14 protein-coding genes are annotated in these 16,461 nt (G+C 45.7%); all 14 read right to left on the bottom strand.

What is annotated here, in order from left to right; all coding sequences use genetic code 11:
* Positions 1 to 14 precede the first annotated feature (14 nt).
* The 14 genes from fliI to AB4138_RS18980 all read right to left on the bottom strand — a co-directional run bounded on the left by fliI (position 15) and on the right by AB4138_RS18980 (position 16,023).
* On the bottom strand, positions 15 to 1,334 hold the full coding sequence (gene fliI / locus AB4138_RS19045; RefSeq protein ID WP_017060680.1) for a flagellar protein export ATPase FliI: 1,320 nt from the start codon (positions 1,332 to 1,334) through the stop codon (positions 15 to 17).
* Positions 1,334 to 2,134, bottom strand: a complete 801-nt coding sequence (fliH, locus tag AB4138_RS19040; RefSeq protein WP_372154558.1) for a flagellar assembly protein FliH — start codon at positions 2,132 to 2,134, stop codon at positions 1,334 to 1,336. The genes fliI and fliH overlap by 1 nt, the downstream gene beginning before the upstream one ends.
* A 124-nt stretch (positions 2,135 to 2,258) precedes the next feature.
* Positions 2,259 to 3,320 (bottom strand): flagellar motor switch protein FliG, encoded by a 1,062-nt coding sequence (gene fliG / locus AB4138_RS19035; protein WP_017060682.1) that lies wholly within the window; start codon positions 3,318 to 3,320, stop codon positions 2,259 to 2,261.
* Positions 3,313 to 5,055, bottom strand: coding sequence for a flagellar basal-body MS-ring/collar protein FliF (fliF, locus tag AB4138_RS19030; RefSeq protein WP_371724532.1), 1,743 nt, complete (start codon positions 5,053 to 5,055; stop codon positions 3,313 to 3,315). Before fliF ends, fliG begins: the two co-directional genes overlap by 8 nt.
* 16 nt (positions 5,056 to 5,071) lie before the next feature.
* A complete protein-coding gene (gene fliE, locus AB4138_RS19025; protein WP_017060684.1) occupies positions 5,072 to 5,383 on the bottom strand; it encodes a flagellar hook-basal body complex protein FliE in 312 nt (103 codons plus the stop codon).
* Between the two features lie 132 nt (positions 5,384 to 5,515).
* Positions 5,516 to 6,925, bottom strand: coding sequence for a sigma-54 dependent transcriptional regulator (locus AB4138_RS19020; RefSeq protein ID WP_017060685.1), 1,410 nt, complete (start codon positions 6,923 to 6,925; stop codon positions 5,516 to 5,518).
* Between the two features lie 33 nt (positions 6,926 to 6,958).
* Entirely contained in the window at positions 6,959 to 7,999 is a 1,041-nt protein-coding gene (locus tag AB4138_RS19015) for a PAS domain-containing sensor histidine kinase (protein ID WP_372307287.1), read from the bottom strand.
* 184 nt (positions 8,000 to 8,183) lie between these two features.
* Positions 8,184 to 9,653, bottom strand: a complete 1,470-nt coding sequence (locus AB4138_RS19010) for a sigma-54 dependent transcriptional regulator (RefSeq protein ID WP_372307284.1) — start codon at positions 9,651 to 9,653, stop codon at positions 8,184 to 8,186.
* 228 nt (positions 9,654 to 9,881) lie between these two features.
* Positions 9,882 to 10,292 (bottom strand): flagellar export chaperone FliS, encoded by a 411-nt coding sequence (gene fliS / locus AB4138_RS19005; protein WP_004736194.1) that lies wholly within the window; start codon positions 10,290 to 10,292, stop codon positions 9,882 to 9,884.
* Positions 10,293 to 10,304: 12 nt separating this feature from the next.
* Entirely contained in the window at positions 10,305 to 10,610 is a 306-nt protein-coding gene (locus AB4138_RS19000; RefSeq protein ID WP_017060688.1) for a flagellar protein FliT, read from the bottom strand.
* Positions 10,611 to 10,613: 3 nt separating this feature from the next.
* On the bottom strand, positions 10,614 to 12,641 hold the full coding sequence (gene fliD, locus AB4138_RS18995; protein ID WP_017066379.1) for a flagellar filament capping protein FliD: 2,028 nt from the start codon (positions 12,639 to 12,641) through the stop codon (positions 10,614 to 10,616).
* A gap of 22 nt (positions 12,642 to 12,663) precedes the next feature.
* A complete protein-coding gene (flaG, locus tag AB4138_RS18990; RefSeq protein WP_017066380.1) occupies positions 12,664 to 13,089 on the bottom strand; it encodes a flagellar protein FlaG in 426 nt (141 codons plus the stop codon).
* Between the two features lie 81 nt (positions 13,090 to 13,170).
* Positions 13,171 to 14,301 carry a flagellin gene (locus tag AB4138_RS18985; protein WP_017066381.1) on the bottom strand — a complete coding sequence of 377 codons (1,131 nt, stop codon included), beginning with the start codon at positions 14,299 to 14,301 and terminating at the stop codon, positions 13,171 to 13,173.
* Between the two features lie 588 nt (positions 14,302 to 14,889).
* Positions 14,890 to 16,023: a flagellin gene (locus tag AB4138_RS18980; protein WP_048616124.1), complete on the bottom strand. Its 1,134-nt coding sequence runs from the start codon at positions 16,021 to 16,023 to the stop codon at positions 14,890 to 14,892.
* Positions 16,024 to 16,461 lie beyond the last annotated feature (438 nt).

Here is a 16,461-nt window from a genome sequence, read left to right as displayed (position 1 = left end):
ACCTTATTCACCCGTTAGCCACCCAATACATGTTTCAACATGTTGACGCACATGTCGTATGGGACGGTCTCTTTCATCTTCTGCTGCAAGTACTCATCCAGTTTTGGTTTCAACGTGAAGGCACTATCGATTGCTGGATCCGTTCCTGGCTTGTAAGCACCAATCGACACCAAATCTTGGTTTTTACGGCAGATAGACAGCACTTGCCTTACCGCTTTCGACATCAAGACATGTTCTTCAGTGGTGATTTGCGGCATAACACGACTGACGGATTTCTCAACGTCAATCGCTGGGTAGTGACCGGCATCGGCCATCTCACGAGATAACACAACGTGACCATCGAGAATTGCTCGCGACGCATCCGCAATCGGATCTTGTAAGTCATCGCCTTCGGTTAACACGGTAAAGAAAGCCGTGATAGAACCTTGTTCATCATTGCCGTTACCTGCTCGTTCCACCAGCGCAGGAAGCTTAGCGAAGACTGATGGCGGATAGCCCTTGGTTGCTGGCGGCTCACCCACAGACAGAGCAATTTCACGCTGAGCTTGAGCAAAACGGGTCAATGAATCCATGAGTAGCAGAACATCTAAGCCTTGGTCGCGGAAGTACTCGGCGACAGCCAACGCGGTTTGACAGCCTTTTAAGCGCATCAATGGTGATGAGTCGGCAGGAGCGGCAACAACAACCGAACGCTTACGGCCATCTTCACCAAGAATCTCTTCAATAAATTCTTTAACTTCTCGTCCACGCTCACCGATTAGGCCTACGACCACTACTTGCGCAGTTGTGCCTCGAGTCATCATGCCCAGAGTTACGGATTTACCGACACCAGAGCCAGCAAACAGACCTATACGTTGCCCTTTACCCACGGTTAGCAAACCATTAATGGCTTTCAAGCCGACATCGAGTGGTTCAGAAATCGGTTTACGAGCTAACGGGTTGATTGGCTCCGCATTAAATGAAGCGCGTTGCTCTGTATAGATTGGACCTAAACCGTCGAGTGGATTACCTACGCCGTCGATCACTCGACCGAGCAGTTCCATTCCAACAGGGATACCACTTTCGGTAGTCATTGGCGTGACGCGAGCGCCAGGTAAGATCCCGGTGATTTGCTCACTCGGCATCAAAAATAGGTTATCGCCAGAGAAACCGACGACTTCGGCTTCCATCTGACCAGACATGGTTTCGACTAAACACAAACTGCCGATTGGCGCTTTACAGCCGGTCGCTTCAAGCGTTAAGCCAACAACGCGTACTAATTTACCAGAGGCAATTGGTCGCGATTTTAGCCCCTCGACTTTGTACTGACTGAGACGATTCGCTAACTCAAGCATTACTCATGACCTTGGTGACGATTTGCGCCGCAGAAATTTTGAATAACGTTCTTTACACGATCTTCCATGCGGTAGTTAACGCTCGACTCACCCGCTTCAATTTGTAAATCACCACGGTTGAGTGCTGGCTCTGCGACCAGCGTCCAATTACGGCAGTCCAATTCAGTCTCGCCATACGCAGAGCGAATGATCGCCACATCTTCCGGATTGAGTTTCAATGTGATTGCGTGACCAGAAATCGGCAACGACTCTACCGATTCTTTAACGGTATCTAATATGATTTGTGGGTTGGTTTGCACTTCAACATGAACCACTTCTTTGACCATGGTAAGCACCATGTCGACCAATTGCTTCTCCACCTGAGCGTTCATCAACTCTAATGGTTGAGCGAACTGGTTTGCCAGCCCCATGAAGACGGCCACCTGCTGTTGAATGTACTCTTGACCCGCGGTTACGCCTTCAAGCTTGCCGGCTTCGTTGCCTTCTTCGTGACCGGCAGCAAAACCTTCTTCTTTGCCTTTTTCATAGCCTTGCTTAAAGCCCGCCTCTTGGCCTTGATGCAGCCCTTCCTGATAAGCGCCTTGTTTAATCAGCTCGATTTGCTCTTCAGTCAGAACCAGCTCTTCATCTTCAATGGCTTCTTCAACCGTTGGCATCCAACTAGGGTCGTAGTTAAAAGCGGTTTCTTTGGCTTGTTTGCTCACGTCAGAGGTGTAGTCAGGCAGCCCCCATTTCTGAGGTTGGGCAACCGTATTATCTTCTTCAGGGCGAAGGAAGCCGCGTTTTCTATCACCTGACATATCAGTACCTATCTATGAGTGGCTTAACTGTATTGTGAATTCAAGCAGTTAAACTGAGTTAATCTGTGGTTCGAGATTGGATAAAGAAAAGCCCCAACAGTGTGGGGCTTTTGAGATTTCTGTATTAAAGGAACTCGTCGGCGCCACCAGACAGCATAATTTCGCCACTGTCTGCCATCTTCCTCGCGATACCCAAAATCTCTTTCTGAGCCGCTTCAACATCAGAGACTTTGACTGGCGGCATCGCCTCAATATCGTCTCTCATCATATCGGCAGCACGTTTAGACATGTTCTTGAAGATCTTCTCACGTAGACCTTCATCTGCACCTTTAAGTGCTTTCTGTAGAATATCTTGTGGAACATCACGTAGTAGTCGTTGAACACCTTGGTCATCAACTTCAATAAGGTTTTCAAAGACAAACATCAGATCTTGAATCTGTGTTGCCATGTCTTCGTCTTGGTCACGGATTTGATCCATCAAGACGCCTTCCACGTTGTTATCCATGTAGTTCATGATCTCAGCCGCGGCTTTCAGGCCACCAATTTTGGCAGCTTGAGCACCCGCTTGACCCGCGAACTGTTTCTCCATGATTTCATTCAGTTCAGCAAGCGCCGAAGGTTGAACTTCTTCAAGGTTGGCAATACGCATCATCAGATCCAGACGAACTCGCTCTGGGAACTGAGACAGGATCTCAGCCGATTGATCGGCATCGAGGTACGACAACACAATAGTTTGAATTTGAGGGTGCTCGTTGATGATAATGCTCGCCACCTGACGAGGATCCATCCACTTAAGCGAATCCAAACCTTTCGAACCTGTGCCGAGAAGGATTTGGTCAACAAGGTTATTCGCCTTGTCTTCACCCAGAGCAGCAACTAACGCATTACGCATGAAGTCTTCGCTGCCCATACCAATGTTGGTGTACTTCTGAATATCATCTAAGAAAGCACGGTGCACAGCGCCTACTTTCTCTTGGGATAGGTCTGTAGCTCGCGCCATCGCACTACCCACACGCTGAACCTGCTTTGGCTCTAGGTGACGAATAATACCAGCAGCATCTTCTTCATTTAAACTGAGCAACAAGATCGCAGCGCGCTCATCGCCTGAGATAGAGCCGATATCCACGCTAGAGACATCAAGCACTTCACCGCCTTCAGTTTGTTGTGGAACTATTTCGTTAGCCATCTACCATCCAATTCTTAACTACTTGAGCTGCTAGCTCTGGTTCATTCGCTACAAGTGCACGTACTGCTTTCAGCACGTCCTCGTCTTTATGAAGGTTTGGTAAGTCGATACTTGAACCAAATTCAAACAGCTCACCACCTTCAATATCACCACCAATTAAGCTGGTTTCGCCGTCGGCACCAATTGGCATGCCATCAGGTCCGTACATCTGTTCATCGTTGTCTGCTGCTGGGTTAAGCAGTTTCTTCATTGCAGGGCGAACAAGTACCAACACCACCACAATGATAACCAAGGCACTTGCAAACCAACGAACCCAATCATTGAAGTTTGGATGCTCCCAGATTGGCACATCAGCAACAACATCTGTTACTTGAGGTGCAAACTGCATGCTTAATACGTTGAGCAAATCACCACGAGTTTCATCAAAGCCCACCGTACCAATCAGTACTTGGCGAATCGCATTGATTTCGCTCGCCGGGATTGGCGTATGAACCACTTCACCCGTATCTGGGTTCAAGGATTGGCGGTCTTTGATCGCAACAGAAACCGTCTGACGATTAACCGTGCCGCTCTGTTTACGTTCATGACTGATCGTGGTGTCTAGCTCAAAGTTTCGAGTCGCTTCTTTGTGAACAGAGCCTTGACCTGTCATCGCGCCGTCTTTCATCTGAGCCACATCTTGTGGAATTGAGGCATCCGCTGGAGGCTGGTTACTCAACGCACCCGGAATACCCGCCACCGTATTTCCATTGTTGTAATCTTCTAAGGTGTATTCACTTCGAGTCGCCGGTGTATTCGGATCAAAACGTTTTCTGGTTTGCTCCACAGCACTGAAATCGAGCTGGATATCAACCTGAGCGGTGTAGTTACCAAACCCAAGAATAGGAATCAGGATGGAGTCAATTTTTTCACGCAGCGCTTGTTCTTGATTGCGCTCTAACTCGTGTTCTTTACGACGCGCCGCTGACATAGGGTCTTGAGAGCCTGAGCTCAACAATCGGCCATGCTGATCGGTCACCGTAATACGTGAGGTTTTCATTCCCGGAACGGCACTTGCCACCATATCCACAACAGAATCAACTTCTTGCTGCTTGAGGTTAGTACCTGTTTTTAGAGTTAGGAATACAGAAGCAGAGGCTTCTTGATTATGACGTACAAAAACACTCTGCTTCGGCAGGGCCAATAAAACCTGAGCTTTACGCACCTGTTTCATCTGCTCAATGGCTTTGGCAAGTTGTCTTTCGCGGCTTAATTTAAGGCGTTCTTGTTCTAAACGTTGTGATACACCAAAACCCATGTCTTGCATGAGGATGTCATCACCCGCGTTTCGCTCTTGATTCAAACCCGCTCGTACCATATTAAGCTTTAATGAGTTGTACTCACTCGCCGGTACTGAGATGGTATTGCCTTCAAGCGTGTAATCGATCTTTTGCAGATCTAAGTAATCAAGAACGGGGATCAATTCTTCTGTTTCGTAAGCCCCTAATGGACGCATTTCTGGCTCTTTTACCCAGAAAAACAGCATCACAATCAGCGCTACACAGATAGAGATAGAAAGGACTAAGACGACCTGACGAAGTAAATCAAGATCACCGACAGCCATATCGAACTTCGATGAACTGCGTTCACCTAGATCGGGATTTTGCCCTTCTCCGTCTAGCTCAGAGCCTGCAATAAGTGCATGGTTGTTGCTATCGCTTACGGTTAAATCTGTTGTTTGACTATTATCTGCCACTATTTAACTACCCAACTTATACCGGCATATTCATCAGCTCTTTGTACGATTCGACCAATTTATTTCTAATTTGGATCGTCGCCTCAAAAGCCACACTAGATTTATTACGAGCAATCATCACGTCCGATAGGGATACGCTTTGGTCGCCACTATCAAAACGAGCTTGAAGATCACCTGAGGTCTTTTGTAATGAGTTCACATTATTGATGGCATTAGTCAGCATGTTGCCAAAATCTGCACCGACCGCTTGCCCCGTTGCTGCGGGACGCGCGCTGGCAGCTTCGACCATCATTGCCTGCATTTCGCCTTGTAAACCATCTATTCTCATCTACTACCTCAGGAGTCAAAATTATGACCATCTATTTAGCTATATTATTGACAGAGCAATTAGCATGCCACACATTTAATTGACTAGATATCGTATTACACTAGTCAGAAAGCTGACACTACTAATCTATCCTCAGTTTGGGATATCTATTCCAGCATCGCGCATTTTAGCCAACTTGTAACGCAGTGTACGAGGGCTAATGCCCAGTTTTTCAGCCATATCTTTGCGTCGGCCATTACATGCAATCAGGGTTTCAAGAATGATCGCATACTCTTGATCTCTAAGCTCATTACCTAACCCTTCGCTGCTAGCCGCGATTTTATTGATTGGGTTTGCTTCGGCAATAGGCTTAATTTCTGGCGCAGCTACGTCACTGCCTTCGACGATTTGTTGTAGGCTGCTTGCGTCTTGCCAATCGACACCTTCAAGAAGGATATGCTCACCAGAGATGTTCTCTTGTTCGCTCAATATTAGCGCACGCTGTACCACATTGTCTAATTCGCGAACATTGCCCGGCCACGGATAATTGACGAGTTTACTGATCGCTTGCGCTGACATAACCGGTACAGGCATACCAAGTTTGGTGCAATGACGCTCAACTAAGTGCTTAGCTAAAGGCTCAATATCACCTTTTCGCTCACACAGTGGTGGCCAAGAAATTGGGAATACATTCAAACGATAGTATAAATCCTCACGGAAATTCCCTTCAGAAACATACTGTTTAAGGTCTCGGTTACTGGTCGCTAATACACGAACATCCAATTTGATGCTCTTACGACTACCTAATCGCTCAACTTCGCGCTCTTGCAAAACACGTAGTAGTTTGGCTTGTAGGCTAAGATCCATTTCACTGATCTCATCCAACAGAATTGTACCGCCCTGCGCTTGCTCGAATTTCCCCGGGCAAGCTTGAATAGCGCCAGTAAATGCGCCTTTTTCATAACCAAACAGGGTCGCTTCTAACATGTTGTCTGGGATCGCCGCGCAGTTAATCGCGACAAACGGGCCATCTTTTCGGCTAGAAGCATTGTGAATGTAGCGAGACATCACCTCTTTACCAGAACCACTCGGGCCCAACACCATGACGTTGGCATCGGTTTTCGCAACTTTATCAGCCAGCATCATTAGCTTGATACTTTTTTCATCAGCAACGATAGCGTCGCCGTTGTCATCCGACTTTACAGGCGCATAACGGCTGACCATGTTGAGCAGCACTTCTGGCGCAAATGGCTTTGCCATATAGTCGATAGCGCCCTCTTTCATTGCAGCAACGGCATCTTCGATGTTGGCGTACGCTGTCATTAGCAATACCGGCAAATTTGGCCAATGCTGCTTAATGTTTCTCAATAGTGCCAAGCCACCCATGCCCGCCATCTGCACGTCAGATACGACAATATCAACGGAGTTCGATTTTAATTTGACCAGAGCATCTTCCGCACAATCCGCTTCCAGCCATTCATAGCCAGCAAGCGCGAGTGTGTCGACAAGGGCTTCGCGTAGACCTTCATCATCTTCGACGATTAACACTTTGCTTTGAGCCATAGGATTCTCCAGTGTAAATTCAGTTAAAACTTATTAGTCTTCAGAAGAAGCACTTCTTTCAAGCGGTAGACACATGGTAAAGCATGCGCCGTCGCCTTCTTCTGATATCAATTCCAGTCGGCCTTCATGTGCTCGACATACCATTTGTACAACCGCTAAGCCTAGACCTGTACCTTGTGAACGAGTGGTAAAGAAGGGTTCCATTATTTTACCTTGAAGATCTTTCGGTACGCCGGGGCCACTGTCTTGCACTGATATCTTAAGCTCGCCATTTACGGGCCTAAAAAAAACATCGATCTGCGATTCCTTACCCGCAATTTGAACCGCGTTCAACACTAGGTTGCTTAACGCTGAGGCGATAGCATTGGCGTTGCCGAACATTTGAGTCTGTTCGCCCTCAACTTCTTGGCAATAATCAATCTGGTTAGTTTTCAATGCCGCTTCCACCATAGGGTGAAATTCAGTGATCAATTCAGCCACAGTAAATGGCTTAACGACTTTGTTGTCACCACCTTTGGCAAACAACAGCATGTCGTTCACTTGCTTCTCTAAGTCATGCAATCTATCCATAAGCTTAGATTGAAAACGCGTTTTTGTTGCCGGCGGCAGATTTGGCGCGGCAAGGTTTGATGCATACAGCATCGCACTTGAAAGCGGCGTTCGCACTTGATGGGCAAGCGAGGCCACCATTCTACCTAATGAAGACAAACGCTGAAGATCACTCACGCGAGACTGCAATAGTCGGGTCTCGGTCAGATCGGTAATCAAAATCAGCTGACCCGTGGTAGAGGCTGAAATAGCCAAACGCACTTTTCGCCCGTTCTTCAATGAGATCTCATGACCGTCATCGTCTTTTGGGTCAAAGGCACTTTGAATCACTGAAAACCACTTCTCGCCAACCAACTCAACACCAAGAATACGATGCGCTTCAGGGTTCGCTTCTCTCACTTCGCCGTGTGTATCTAACAAGATAACCCCAGCTGGCATCACGTCGAGTACTTGCTTATAGCGCTCAACCTGCTGTTCAACAGAATCTAGGTGTGATTGATTTTCTGGTTCGTTAGATACGCGCATGTCAAAAATTTGCCTCAAATACTAAAACAGCCTGAGACGTACAACACGAGTCAGGCTATTTGCTATATTTATCACATAGTTAAGCAAGCAACAACTCGACTATGGTTTATCTGTTCACTTAGCTAGAGTTACCAAATAGCTAAAAAGTGTGTGCTAGTTTTTCGTTTTCATCGAAAACTGGACACTATCGCTGCAAGTTATATTTACGCATTTTTTCAACCAGAGTGGTTCTACGCATTCCAAGCATGTCAGCAGCACGAGCAACAATGCCGCCCTGCGCTTCCAACGCTTGATTGATCATATTCACTTCCATATCCGCGAGTAGCTCTTTCAAGTTAACCCCTTCTGGCGGTAACTCTTGAGGCGCATTAGCATTGTCGGCAATATCATCATCTTGCTGATCAAAACTGAAATCTTCTGAGAATAAGTCAGCAAGTGCATCACGCTCTTGCTCCTCTTCAGATCCAAAGCTATTAAACTCTGGCTGGAACTCAGGGATATCGCTGTATCGATATTTAGTTGGCAGGTGATTCACATCAACCAAGCTGTTTGGATACAAGATAACCATTCGTTCAACCAGGTTCGCTAGTTCACGAACGTTACCTGGCCAGTAATGCTCCATCAAAGAGTTGATAGCACGAGCCGTGAAACAGATAGGCATGCTGCCTTCCGCTTCCATTCGAGTCATCAGCTCTTGAAGCAACAGTGGAATATCTTCTTTACGATCTTGAAGCGCCGGCATTTCAATCGGGAATACATTTAAGCGGTAGTAAAGATCTTCACGGAACGAATCATCGTCGATCATATCTTCAAGGTTGCGGTGGGTTGCCGCAATCACTCTAACATCAGCTTGTATGGTGCTATTGCCACCTACACGCTCAAAGCATCGCTCTTGCAGCACTCGTAGCAGCTTAACTTGCATCGCCATCGGCATATCGCCAATTTCATCAAGAAACAGTGTGCCACCTTCAGCCAATTCAAAACGGCCTTTACGTGCGGTAATCGCCCCAGTAAATGCGCCCTTCTCATGACCAAACAGTTCACTTTCAAGCAAATCAGGTGGAATCGCGCCACAGTTTACAGGAACAAAAGGCCCTGAACGACGTTTAGAGTGATAGTGAATGTTACGCGCTACGACTTCTTTGCCTGTACCAGATTCACCAAGAATCAGCACGTTCGCTTCCGTAGAAGAGACTTGTTCAATTAAGTGACGTACTTCTTGAATGCCAGCACTTTGTCCTACTAGGCTGCGAAACAGGGTGTTCTTGCGTGCCGAAGACACAACTTGAACACCTTTGCGGCCTAAGAAGTCTTTACAGTGTCTTAATGCATCACTTAATTGCGGGTAGTTAAGAGGAAGTTCAAGCTCACCAACATAGTTAGTCAACTCGTCAACCGGGTGATTGTTTTTGCCAATCACCAGTAAAGGGATGTGATTGGCGTGAACAAGCTTCTCATTCAGTAATGCGTTGAAGCCTTTACCTTTAATGGTACCAATAATGCAGCCGGCCCACTGTAGTGACCAGTCAACTTTACGTGCTTGTTCAGAGCTGATTACTTCGCAGCTCTCTCCTACAAACTCTAATATTGTGCTTAAATTGTGACGATCTTGAGCGTTATCGTCGACGACAAGCAGTTTTGCCAAACCTTGCATAAGTAGGAATTATTGCCTTTATTTTGGTGCGATGCAGAAAAACGGTGAGCGACGTAATCGATAAAACAGAGAAAAGTATCAATGGTTATGGTCTACGTGGACAAATTTAGGAAATCAGCAACGAAAAAAGCCATTAGGCTATCTAATGGCTTCTATTTTATTTGATTAAAAAAATAAGGCAACCAACCAATTAAGGGGTATGAGATTGGTTAAAACTGCAATTTTTCTTTAAATACCTACGTCAGCGGACGTCAAGTTGTGATATTCGTTCGGAATTTGGTCCCAAGCGCTCTTAATTTCGCGAATAATATCGATAACATCATCAATAGGCTGTGGGTCATTTTTGTGATTTGCCGCAGAAATTTGCGTGATCATGAACTCATAAAGTTGATCTAGGTTTTTCGCAATATCGCCACCATCGTCCATAGATAGGCAACTACGTAGGCTAATAATGATATCTAGAGCCTTACCAAGTCGCTCACCTTTCACTGGGATGTTGCCTGCTTGCATTGCCGCTTTGCCTTGAATCAAACGCTCGATAGCACCGGCCATTAGCATTTGTACAATCTTATGCGGTGAGGCAGCCGTTAGCTGACTATCCACTGATACCTTTTTATATGCCTGTAAAGAACCGCGCATAGTAAACCTCTTCTATAAAAACTTTTTGTATTGTTGAACTGATTTAGCGCCGTGACGGTATTTATGTAGGGTCTTACCTACTCGACTCGTCTCAGACTGCATCAATTCGACTAATTTTCTGGTTCTGGTAATGGCTTCAAACCATTCAGAACTTTGCTTAACGTCGGGATGTGAGTCGATTATTTGAAGTACGTTTTGCAATAACTGTTCTCTGTTATCGACAAGCTGCGTTATTTCTTCAGCATTAATTTCACTAAATTCCAGTTTAGAGATAATTAGTTGATCGAGTTCACAAAGCTCTTGTAGCTGGCTATTCATCTATTAGCCCAACGCATTCATCATACTGCCCAGCTGAGATTGCATCTTACTGGTCGCATCTTGCATGGCTGTGAACTTAGAGTGGGTACGGCTCTCTAGGCTGTCCATGCGGCGGTCGAGCGCGCTTTGGTCATCAACCAAACGGTAGTTTTGCTCGACCAAGCTCTTTTCTCTAGTACGGATTGAACCCGTGATACCTGTGATACCTTGAATCGCATCTTCCACTTTTTTGGCGAAACCGTTGTTGCCACCAAAGAACTCACCCAACTTATCAAAGTTATTGTTGAGTTGACGGTCAAGCATATCGTAGTTGATTTCTAGCGAGCCTTGTCTTGTGGTGGTGATACCGAATTCAGTCAAAGACTTTAGATTGTCTGGCGCACCTTCGATACTTGATGAGAACACCCCTTTCAATCGGGAGTCGGCGTTACGCACTGTACTGTCACCAGAGAGCGGGCCTTTTTGACCAGTCGTTGGATCAACACCCGCGAGGTCTTTCGACACTTGATAGAACTGGTTATAAGAGCTCACAAAGGATTCGATATCTTGGCGAACACTGTTACGGTCGTACTCCACACCAATTTCTGCCGGCGGCTTATCTTTTGGCGTTTTTCCTTTCACCGTAATATCAATACCTTCAATGGCATCTTCAATCACATTGTTATTACTAGAGAGTTGAGCAACACCATCTAGGACAACCATAGAATCTTGGCCAGCCTGAACTTCAGTCATTCCACTATAGGTATCAAAAGATTGCTGTGCTTGTTCAAGGTCTGCTTGCGCTTTATCGACCTTCTCTAAGAGCTCGCGCTCTTCGGGTTCTAATTTGGCACGCTCAATTTTCTTGGCTTGCTCTGCGGTGAGTTCGCCTTTTTGAACTTTCTCAGCCAACTCCGCTTTTTCTTGTGAAATCTTCTCTTCGATACGCGCTTGCTCAGCCTCAAGCTTTTGTTGGGCTTCTTTCGGTGTCACGTATGAATCGGTCAGAGTACCTGAGGCAGCATTTGACCACCCCGGCACATCGGGTGCCTTCTCTATCGCTTTTTCATCAAGCTCAAGTTCTGGTGTGTAGTAAGAATCTAAAAGCGTACCTGACGCGGTTTCAGTCCAGCCAGGGATATTATCTTCAGGCATCACAGACTTTGCCGCTTGAGCTGCGTCTAGGGCGGCTTGGCCGTCGGCGGCTGCTTGCTCACCGTAGCTGAGACTTTTAGAGTCTCCGTCAACATCTGAAGTAGAATCGGTTTGGGCTGCTGGGATGATATTGCCATCTTTATCGAGTGTTTCATTCGCATTTGGGTCATCGCTAGCGATCACTTCATCGATGAGTTCAACGGCTTTTCCTGCAGGGGTTAGAGCTAGAATATCTTGAGCAGCAACGCGCGCTTTCTCTAGCGCTTTAACACGTTCTTCAAGCGTTTTGTATTCGAGTTTTTTTAAGGGATTGGCAGCATCTGACTCAACATTAATGCTGATCTGCTGATCTGAACCAGACTGGTTCGAGGCAATAATAAGTCTTGGACCTTCGACATCGTTGATAATAGATGCACGAACGCCTGGGTTGCTATCTGCACCGTTGATACCACGAACAACTTCGATAAGTCTCGATCTGTCGCCAACTTGCACGTCAAAGCTGTCATCACCAAGCGAAACCTGCAGCTTACCTGGGCCAAATTTCATGTCCTCTGACAGTACATCAGAAGCCACTTTATGGCTTTGGGCAAGCTGCAACACATCGATGGCATATTTGCCAGCGATCGCTTCGGTAGTCGCGGTTGCAGAGACAAGCGCTTCATCGGTACTTTCCACTGTTCGCACAGCAAAAGCTTTTTCCTGACGAAAGTTTGTCATCAGGTTTTTCATCGAATCAAGGGATTCTCTGAGTCTTCCATAGGCACTAATGCTGGTATCGATTCGCGTTCGTTCATTGTCGATTCGTTGCTGTTTAGGTACACGCTCCGAATCAACAATTTTGCTGACCATGGAATTGATATCCATGCCAGACGAAATCCCCATTGGGCCAAAACTCATTAAATCACCTCAATAATACGACTTAAACCTTCACCTCAAATATTCGACTATTCGAGTTTTGGGCTGCTAGGCGTCTTAGAATTTCAAGCATTTCTTCATCAGGGATCTGGCGAATAATATCACCGGTTGTGGTCTCATAAATGGTAACCACATCTCTCCCAGATTCTTCATCGACCTTAAAAGCCACACCTTTATTGAGAGAGGAGATAAACTCGTTTACCTTCTCCACCATTTTGACTCGCTCTTCATCATTTAACTCTTGTCTATGTTGAGCTAATTGAATCGCCGCTTCGGTAGCTTCCTCTTTCGATTTCTCTACCTTGTCATAAGATGTTGCTTCTTTTAGTCGCGAAAGACTCGACGCACTACTACCTTCATCGCTTGCAATTTTAATGCCATTAGGTGAGCCATAAGGCTGGATGTTCGATGCGTTGGATGATATTTCCATAACACTCTCCCTCCCTCCTTTATGAGCCATACAGTAAAACTCTACCCAGAGTAGAGTTTACCGCTACTTACCGAGGTAAGTTTAGCCCAATAAGCTTAGAGCTGCTGATGGTGATTGTTTCGCTTGAGCTAGGATAGAAGTACTCGCCTGTTGTAGGATTTGAGACTTCGTCATTGCCGTTGTTTCTTTCGCGTAATCGGTATCTTTGATACGGCTCTTAGACGCATTAACGTTTTCGTTGATGTTGTCTAAGTTGCTGATTGCATGGTCAAAACGGTTTTGGAAAGCACCTAGAGAAGCACGTTGGCTATCAACAGATTTTAGAGCACCATCAATGATAGATACTGCTTCGTTTGCACCTGCAACAGAAGTTACGTCGATATCGTTAACGGTAACGTCTTTACCAGCACCGATACCTAGTTCGCCCGCAAGGCTGCCGCCAAACTCAACATCACCTTCAACTTTTTGGCTTGAAGCGAAAAGTTGCAGTTTACCGCCTTCACCCACAGACGCTTTAACGTCTTGGCTTTGACCATTGATGTAAGTTGCTAGCTCTTCGATATCGTTGCCTTCTTTAGCAGAGATAGATAGCTCTTGCGCTTCACCAAACTTATCGTTGTATTTGATTGTTAAATCAGCACCCGCACCTACACGCCAAGAAGCATCTTTGCCTTCTGTAACGCCGTAGCTCTTACCACCCATGTCTTGAGTGTCAGTACGCATGTTGCTCATAGATAGCATTACTGCTTCACCTGAGTCAGCACCGATTTGGAAAGATTGGCTGCCGTAAGTACCGTTCAGAAGCTTGTTACCACCAAAAGAGGTCGTTTCAGCGATACGGTTAAGTTCTGTGTTTAGAGCAGAGACTTCTTCTTGGATCGCAACACGTTCAGATTTGCTGTTCGAACCGTTTGAAGATTGAAGAGAAAGGTCACGCATACGTTGCAGAATGTTGGTTGACTCATTCATTGCACCTTCAGCTGTCTGTGCAATAGAGATACCGTCATTCGCGTTTTTCACAGCCATATCTAGGCCACGACTTTGCGACGTTAAGCGGTTAGAGATTTGTAGGCCTGCAGCATCATCTTTTGCGCTATTGATTTTATAGCCAGAAGACAAACGCTCCATTGATTTTTGAGTACCTTCAGCCGCGCTATTTAGGTAGCGCTGAGCCGTCATTGCAGACACATTTGTGCTTACATTAATCGCCATAGTTGATCTCCTTTAGGCATTTTTTAATGTACTTATGTGACTCTCACCTCACACTAATACATGTCAATTTTGTTTATGCACCAGTGTCTCTCTCACCTTACATTGGTACATATCATTTCTCTCAATCCCTTTAACGGCGCCTTAATTAGAAGCTTTAATAAAAAATGCGCTTTTTTTCATATTCTTTTCAACAACAAAGGAAAGTGTGATCGGGCTTCAATTAATAGGGCGACATTCGCTAAAGTTGCCCCATTATTTAAGTTAATGAGCGTAGTGTTGAATATAAAGTCAGAAGAGATCCCTGATATCTCGTTCTACTCGATTCTGGGGTGACGAAAGACTGCTTCGATGTAGTAAGCGAGGAAACCATCATTTCCCAATTCCCGTCACTCCCTACAGTGAGGAGCGAGCGTGATAGGGAATCTCGCTTTCCAATCAACGACCAACACCAAAACTCCCCCCTTCTCCAAATTGCAGGCAATAAAAAACCCAGCCGAAGCTGGGTCTGTTTAGCGCTCATCTCTCACCACGAGCTAATTTGTGGAAGCCTAACGTTGACGCTTATAGTCAACGTGGCTTTTTAATCGATTAACCTAGTAGGCTAAGTGCCGAGTTCGGAGCTTGCTTCGCTTGAGCAAGAATCGAGCTTGAAGCTTGAGAAAGGATCTGAGACTTAGTCATCTGAGTCGTTTCTTTCGCGAAATCGGTATCTTTAATACGGCTCTTAGATGCGTTAACGTTCTCGTTAATGTTGTCTAAGTTGCTGATAGCGTGGTCGAAACGGTTTTGGAAAGCACCTAGCTCAGCACGGTGGCTATCTACATACTTAAGTGCCGCATCGATAATAGCTACAGACTCTTGTGCGCCGCCAACTGATGTTACGTCGATAGTATCAACCGTTACGTCTTTGCCAGGTTGCATGCCTAGTTCGCCAGCCAGGCTGCCAGAGAATGCCACTTCGCCTTCAACCTTGTTGTTACCAGTAAACATTTGTAGCTTACCGTCTTCAGTTACAGACGCTTTAACAGAGTCTTGTTGACCGTTGATGTACGTTGCTAGCTCTTCGATGTCGTCACCCGCTTTTGCGCTGATGTCGATTTCTTGTGCTTGACCGAAGTTATCAGTGAACGACATTTTTAGGTCGTTAGAGCCTGCTTGAACGTTCCAATCTTTATCTTTCGCGTTCTCAGTTTGGTAGCTCTTACCACCCATCTGAGCGTTATCAGAGCGCATGTCTTTCAGTTGAAGCATTACCGCTTCACCGTTGTCTGCACCGATTTGGAATGATTTAGTACCGTGAGTACCGTTAAGCAACTTGTTGCCACCAAAAGACGTCGTTTCCGCGATACGGTTCAGTTCGTCGTTCAGCGCTGTTACTTCTTCTTGAATCGCTACACGCTCAGATTTTGAGTTTGAGCCGTTTGAAGATTGTAGAGACAAATCACGCATACGTTGCAGGATGTTAGTCGTCTCATTCATTGCACCTTCAGCTGTTTGTGCGATTGAGATACCGTCGTTCGCGTTACGTACAGCAACATCAAGACCACGACTTTGAACGTTCAAACGGTTCGAGATTTGTAGACCCGCAGCGTCATCTTTTGCGCTGTTGATTTTTGAGCCAGAAGCTAGACGCTCCATTGATGTTTGTTGTGCGCTGTTTGCGTTGTTTAGGTAACGTTGCGCTGTCATCGCTGAAACGTTTGTATTTACATTCACTGCCATGGTGATTTCTCCAATTGATTTTCCGGTATAGCGGTTTCCGACGTCTCGGAAAACCAAGTAGTTCTCTCAAAGTTACTTTTAATAACGGCGCGAAAATCAGAAGCTTTAGAAAAACTTTCAAAAAACCACAAAAAAAATATTAATCTAATATTTATCAACAACTTAATTTTCATCATTTTCTAATACAGCGATAGATTTCAATTGGAAAAAGATCTTAATCTGTTCAGAAAGCGTACGAACCGCCGTCTAAATGGCTCAAGGTCGAGAAATGATCAATCGCCAAAGATCTCTGACTTACGCAAATCTTGTGTAATAGATGAGATTATTTGTCGTGAAGAAGAACCATCAAATAGAGATTTGGAAAAGGTAGTGCGAGAAAGTTCACAGGAAAATAAATAGCAAAAACAAGAAATACAGAAAGGAAAAAGCCCCTTTTCC

It is taken from the genome of Vibrio sp. 10N.286.52.C3, from assembly GCF_041468865.1.
Classification (GTDB): Bacteria; Pseudomonadota; Gammaproteobacteria; order Enterobacterales; family Vibrionaceae; genus Vibrio; species Vibrio crassostreae_C.
Note: the sequence above shows the minus strand (reverse complement) of the source record. Positions and strands in the feature narration are given on the sequence as shown.

What these genes read in the sequence shown, in the direction of transcription:
- fliI (WP_017060680.1), bottom strand. Translation starts at nt 1,334, where the DNA reads ATGCTTGAGTTAGCGAATCGTCTCAGTCAGTACAAAGTCGAGGGGCTA.
- fliH (WP_372154558.1), bottom strand. Translation starts at nt 2,134, where the DNA reads ATGTCAGGTGATAGAAAACGCGGCTTCCTTCGCCCTGAAGAAGATAAT.
- fliG (WP_017060682.1), bottom strand. Translation starts at nt 3,320, where the DNA reads ATGGCTAACGAAATAGTTCCACAACAAACTGAAGGCGGTGAAGTGCTT.
- fliE (WP_017060684.1), bottom strand. Translation starts at nt 5,383, where the DNA reads ATGAGAATAGATGGTTTACAAGGCGAAATGCAGGCAATGATGGTCGAA.
- AB4138_RS19020 (WP_017060685.1), bottom strand. Translation starts at nt 6,925, where the DNA reads ATGGCTCAAAGCAAAGTGTTAATCGTCGAAGATGATGAAGGTCTACGC.
- AB4138_RS19015 (WP_372307287.1), bottom strand. Translation starts at nt 7,999, where the DNA reads ATGCGCGTATCTAACGAACCAGAAAATCAATCACACCTAGATTCTGTT.
- AB4138_RS19010 (WP_372307284.1), bottom strand. Translation starts at nt 9,653, where the DNA reads ATGCAAGGTTTGGCAAAACTGCTTGTCGTCGACGATAACGCTCAAGAT.
- fliS (WP_004736194.1), bottom strand. Translation starts at nt 10,292, where the DNA reads ATGCGCGGTTCTTTACAGGCATATAAAAAGGTATCAGTGGATAGTCAG.
- AB4138_RS19000 (WP_017060688.1), bottom strand. Translation starts at nt 10,610, where the DNA reads ATGAATAGCCAGCTACAAGAGCTTTGTGAACTCGATCAACTAATTATC.
- fliD (WP_017066379.1), bottom strand. Translation starts at nt 12,641, where the DNA reads ATGAGTTTTGGCCCAATGGGGATTTCGTCTGGCATGGATATCAATTCC.
- flaG (WP_017066380.1), bottom strand. Translation starts at nt 13,089, where the DNA reads ATGGAAATATCATCCAACGCATCGAACATCCAGCCTTATGGCTCACCT.
- AB4138_RS18985 (WP_017066381.1), bottom strand. Translation starts at nt 14,301, where the DNA reads ATGGCGATTAATGTAAGCACAAATGTGTCTGCAATGACGGCTCAGCGC.
- AB4138_RS18980 (WP_048616124.1), bottom strand. Translation starts at nt 16,023, where the DNA reads ATGGCAGTGAATGTAAATACAAACGTTTCAGCGATGACAGCGCAACGT.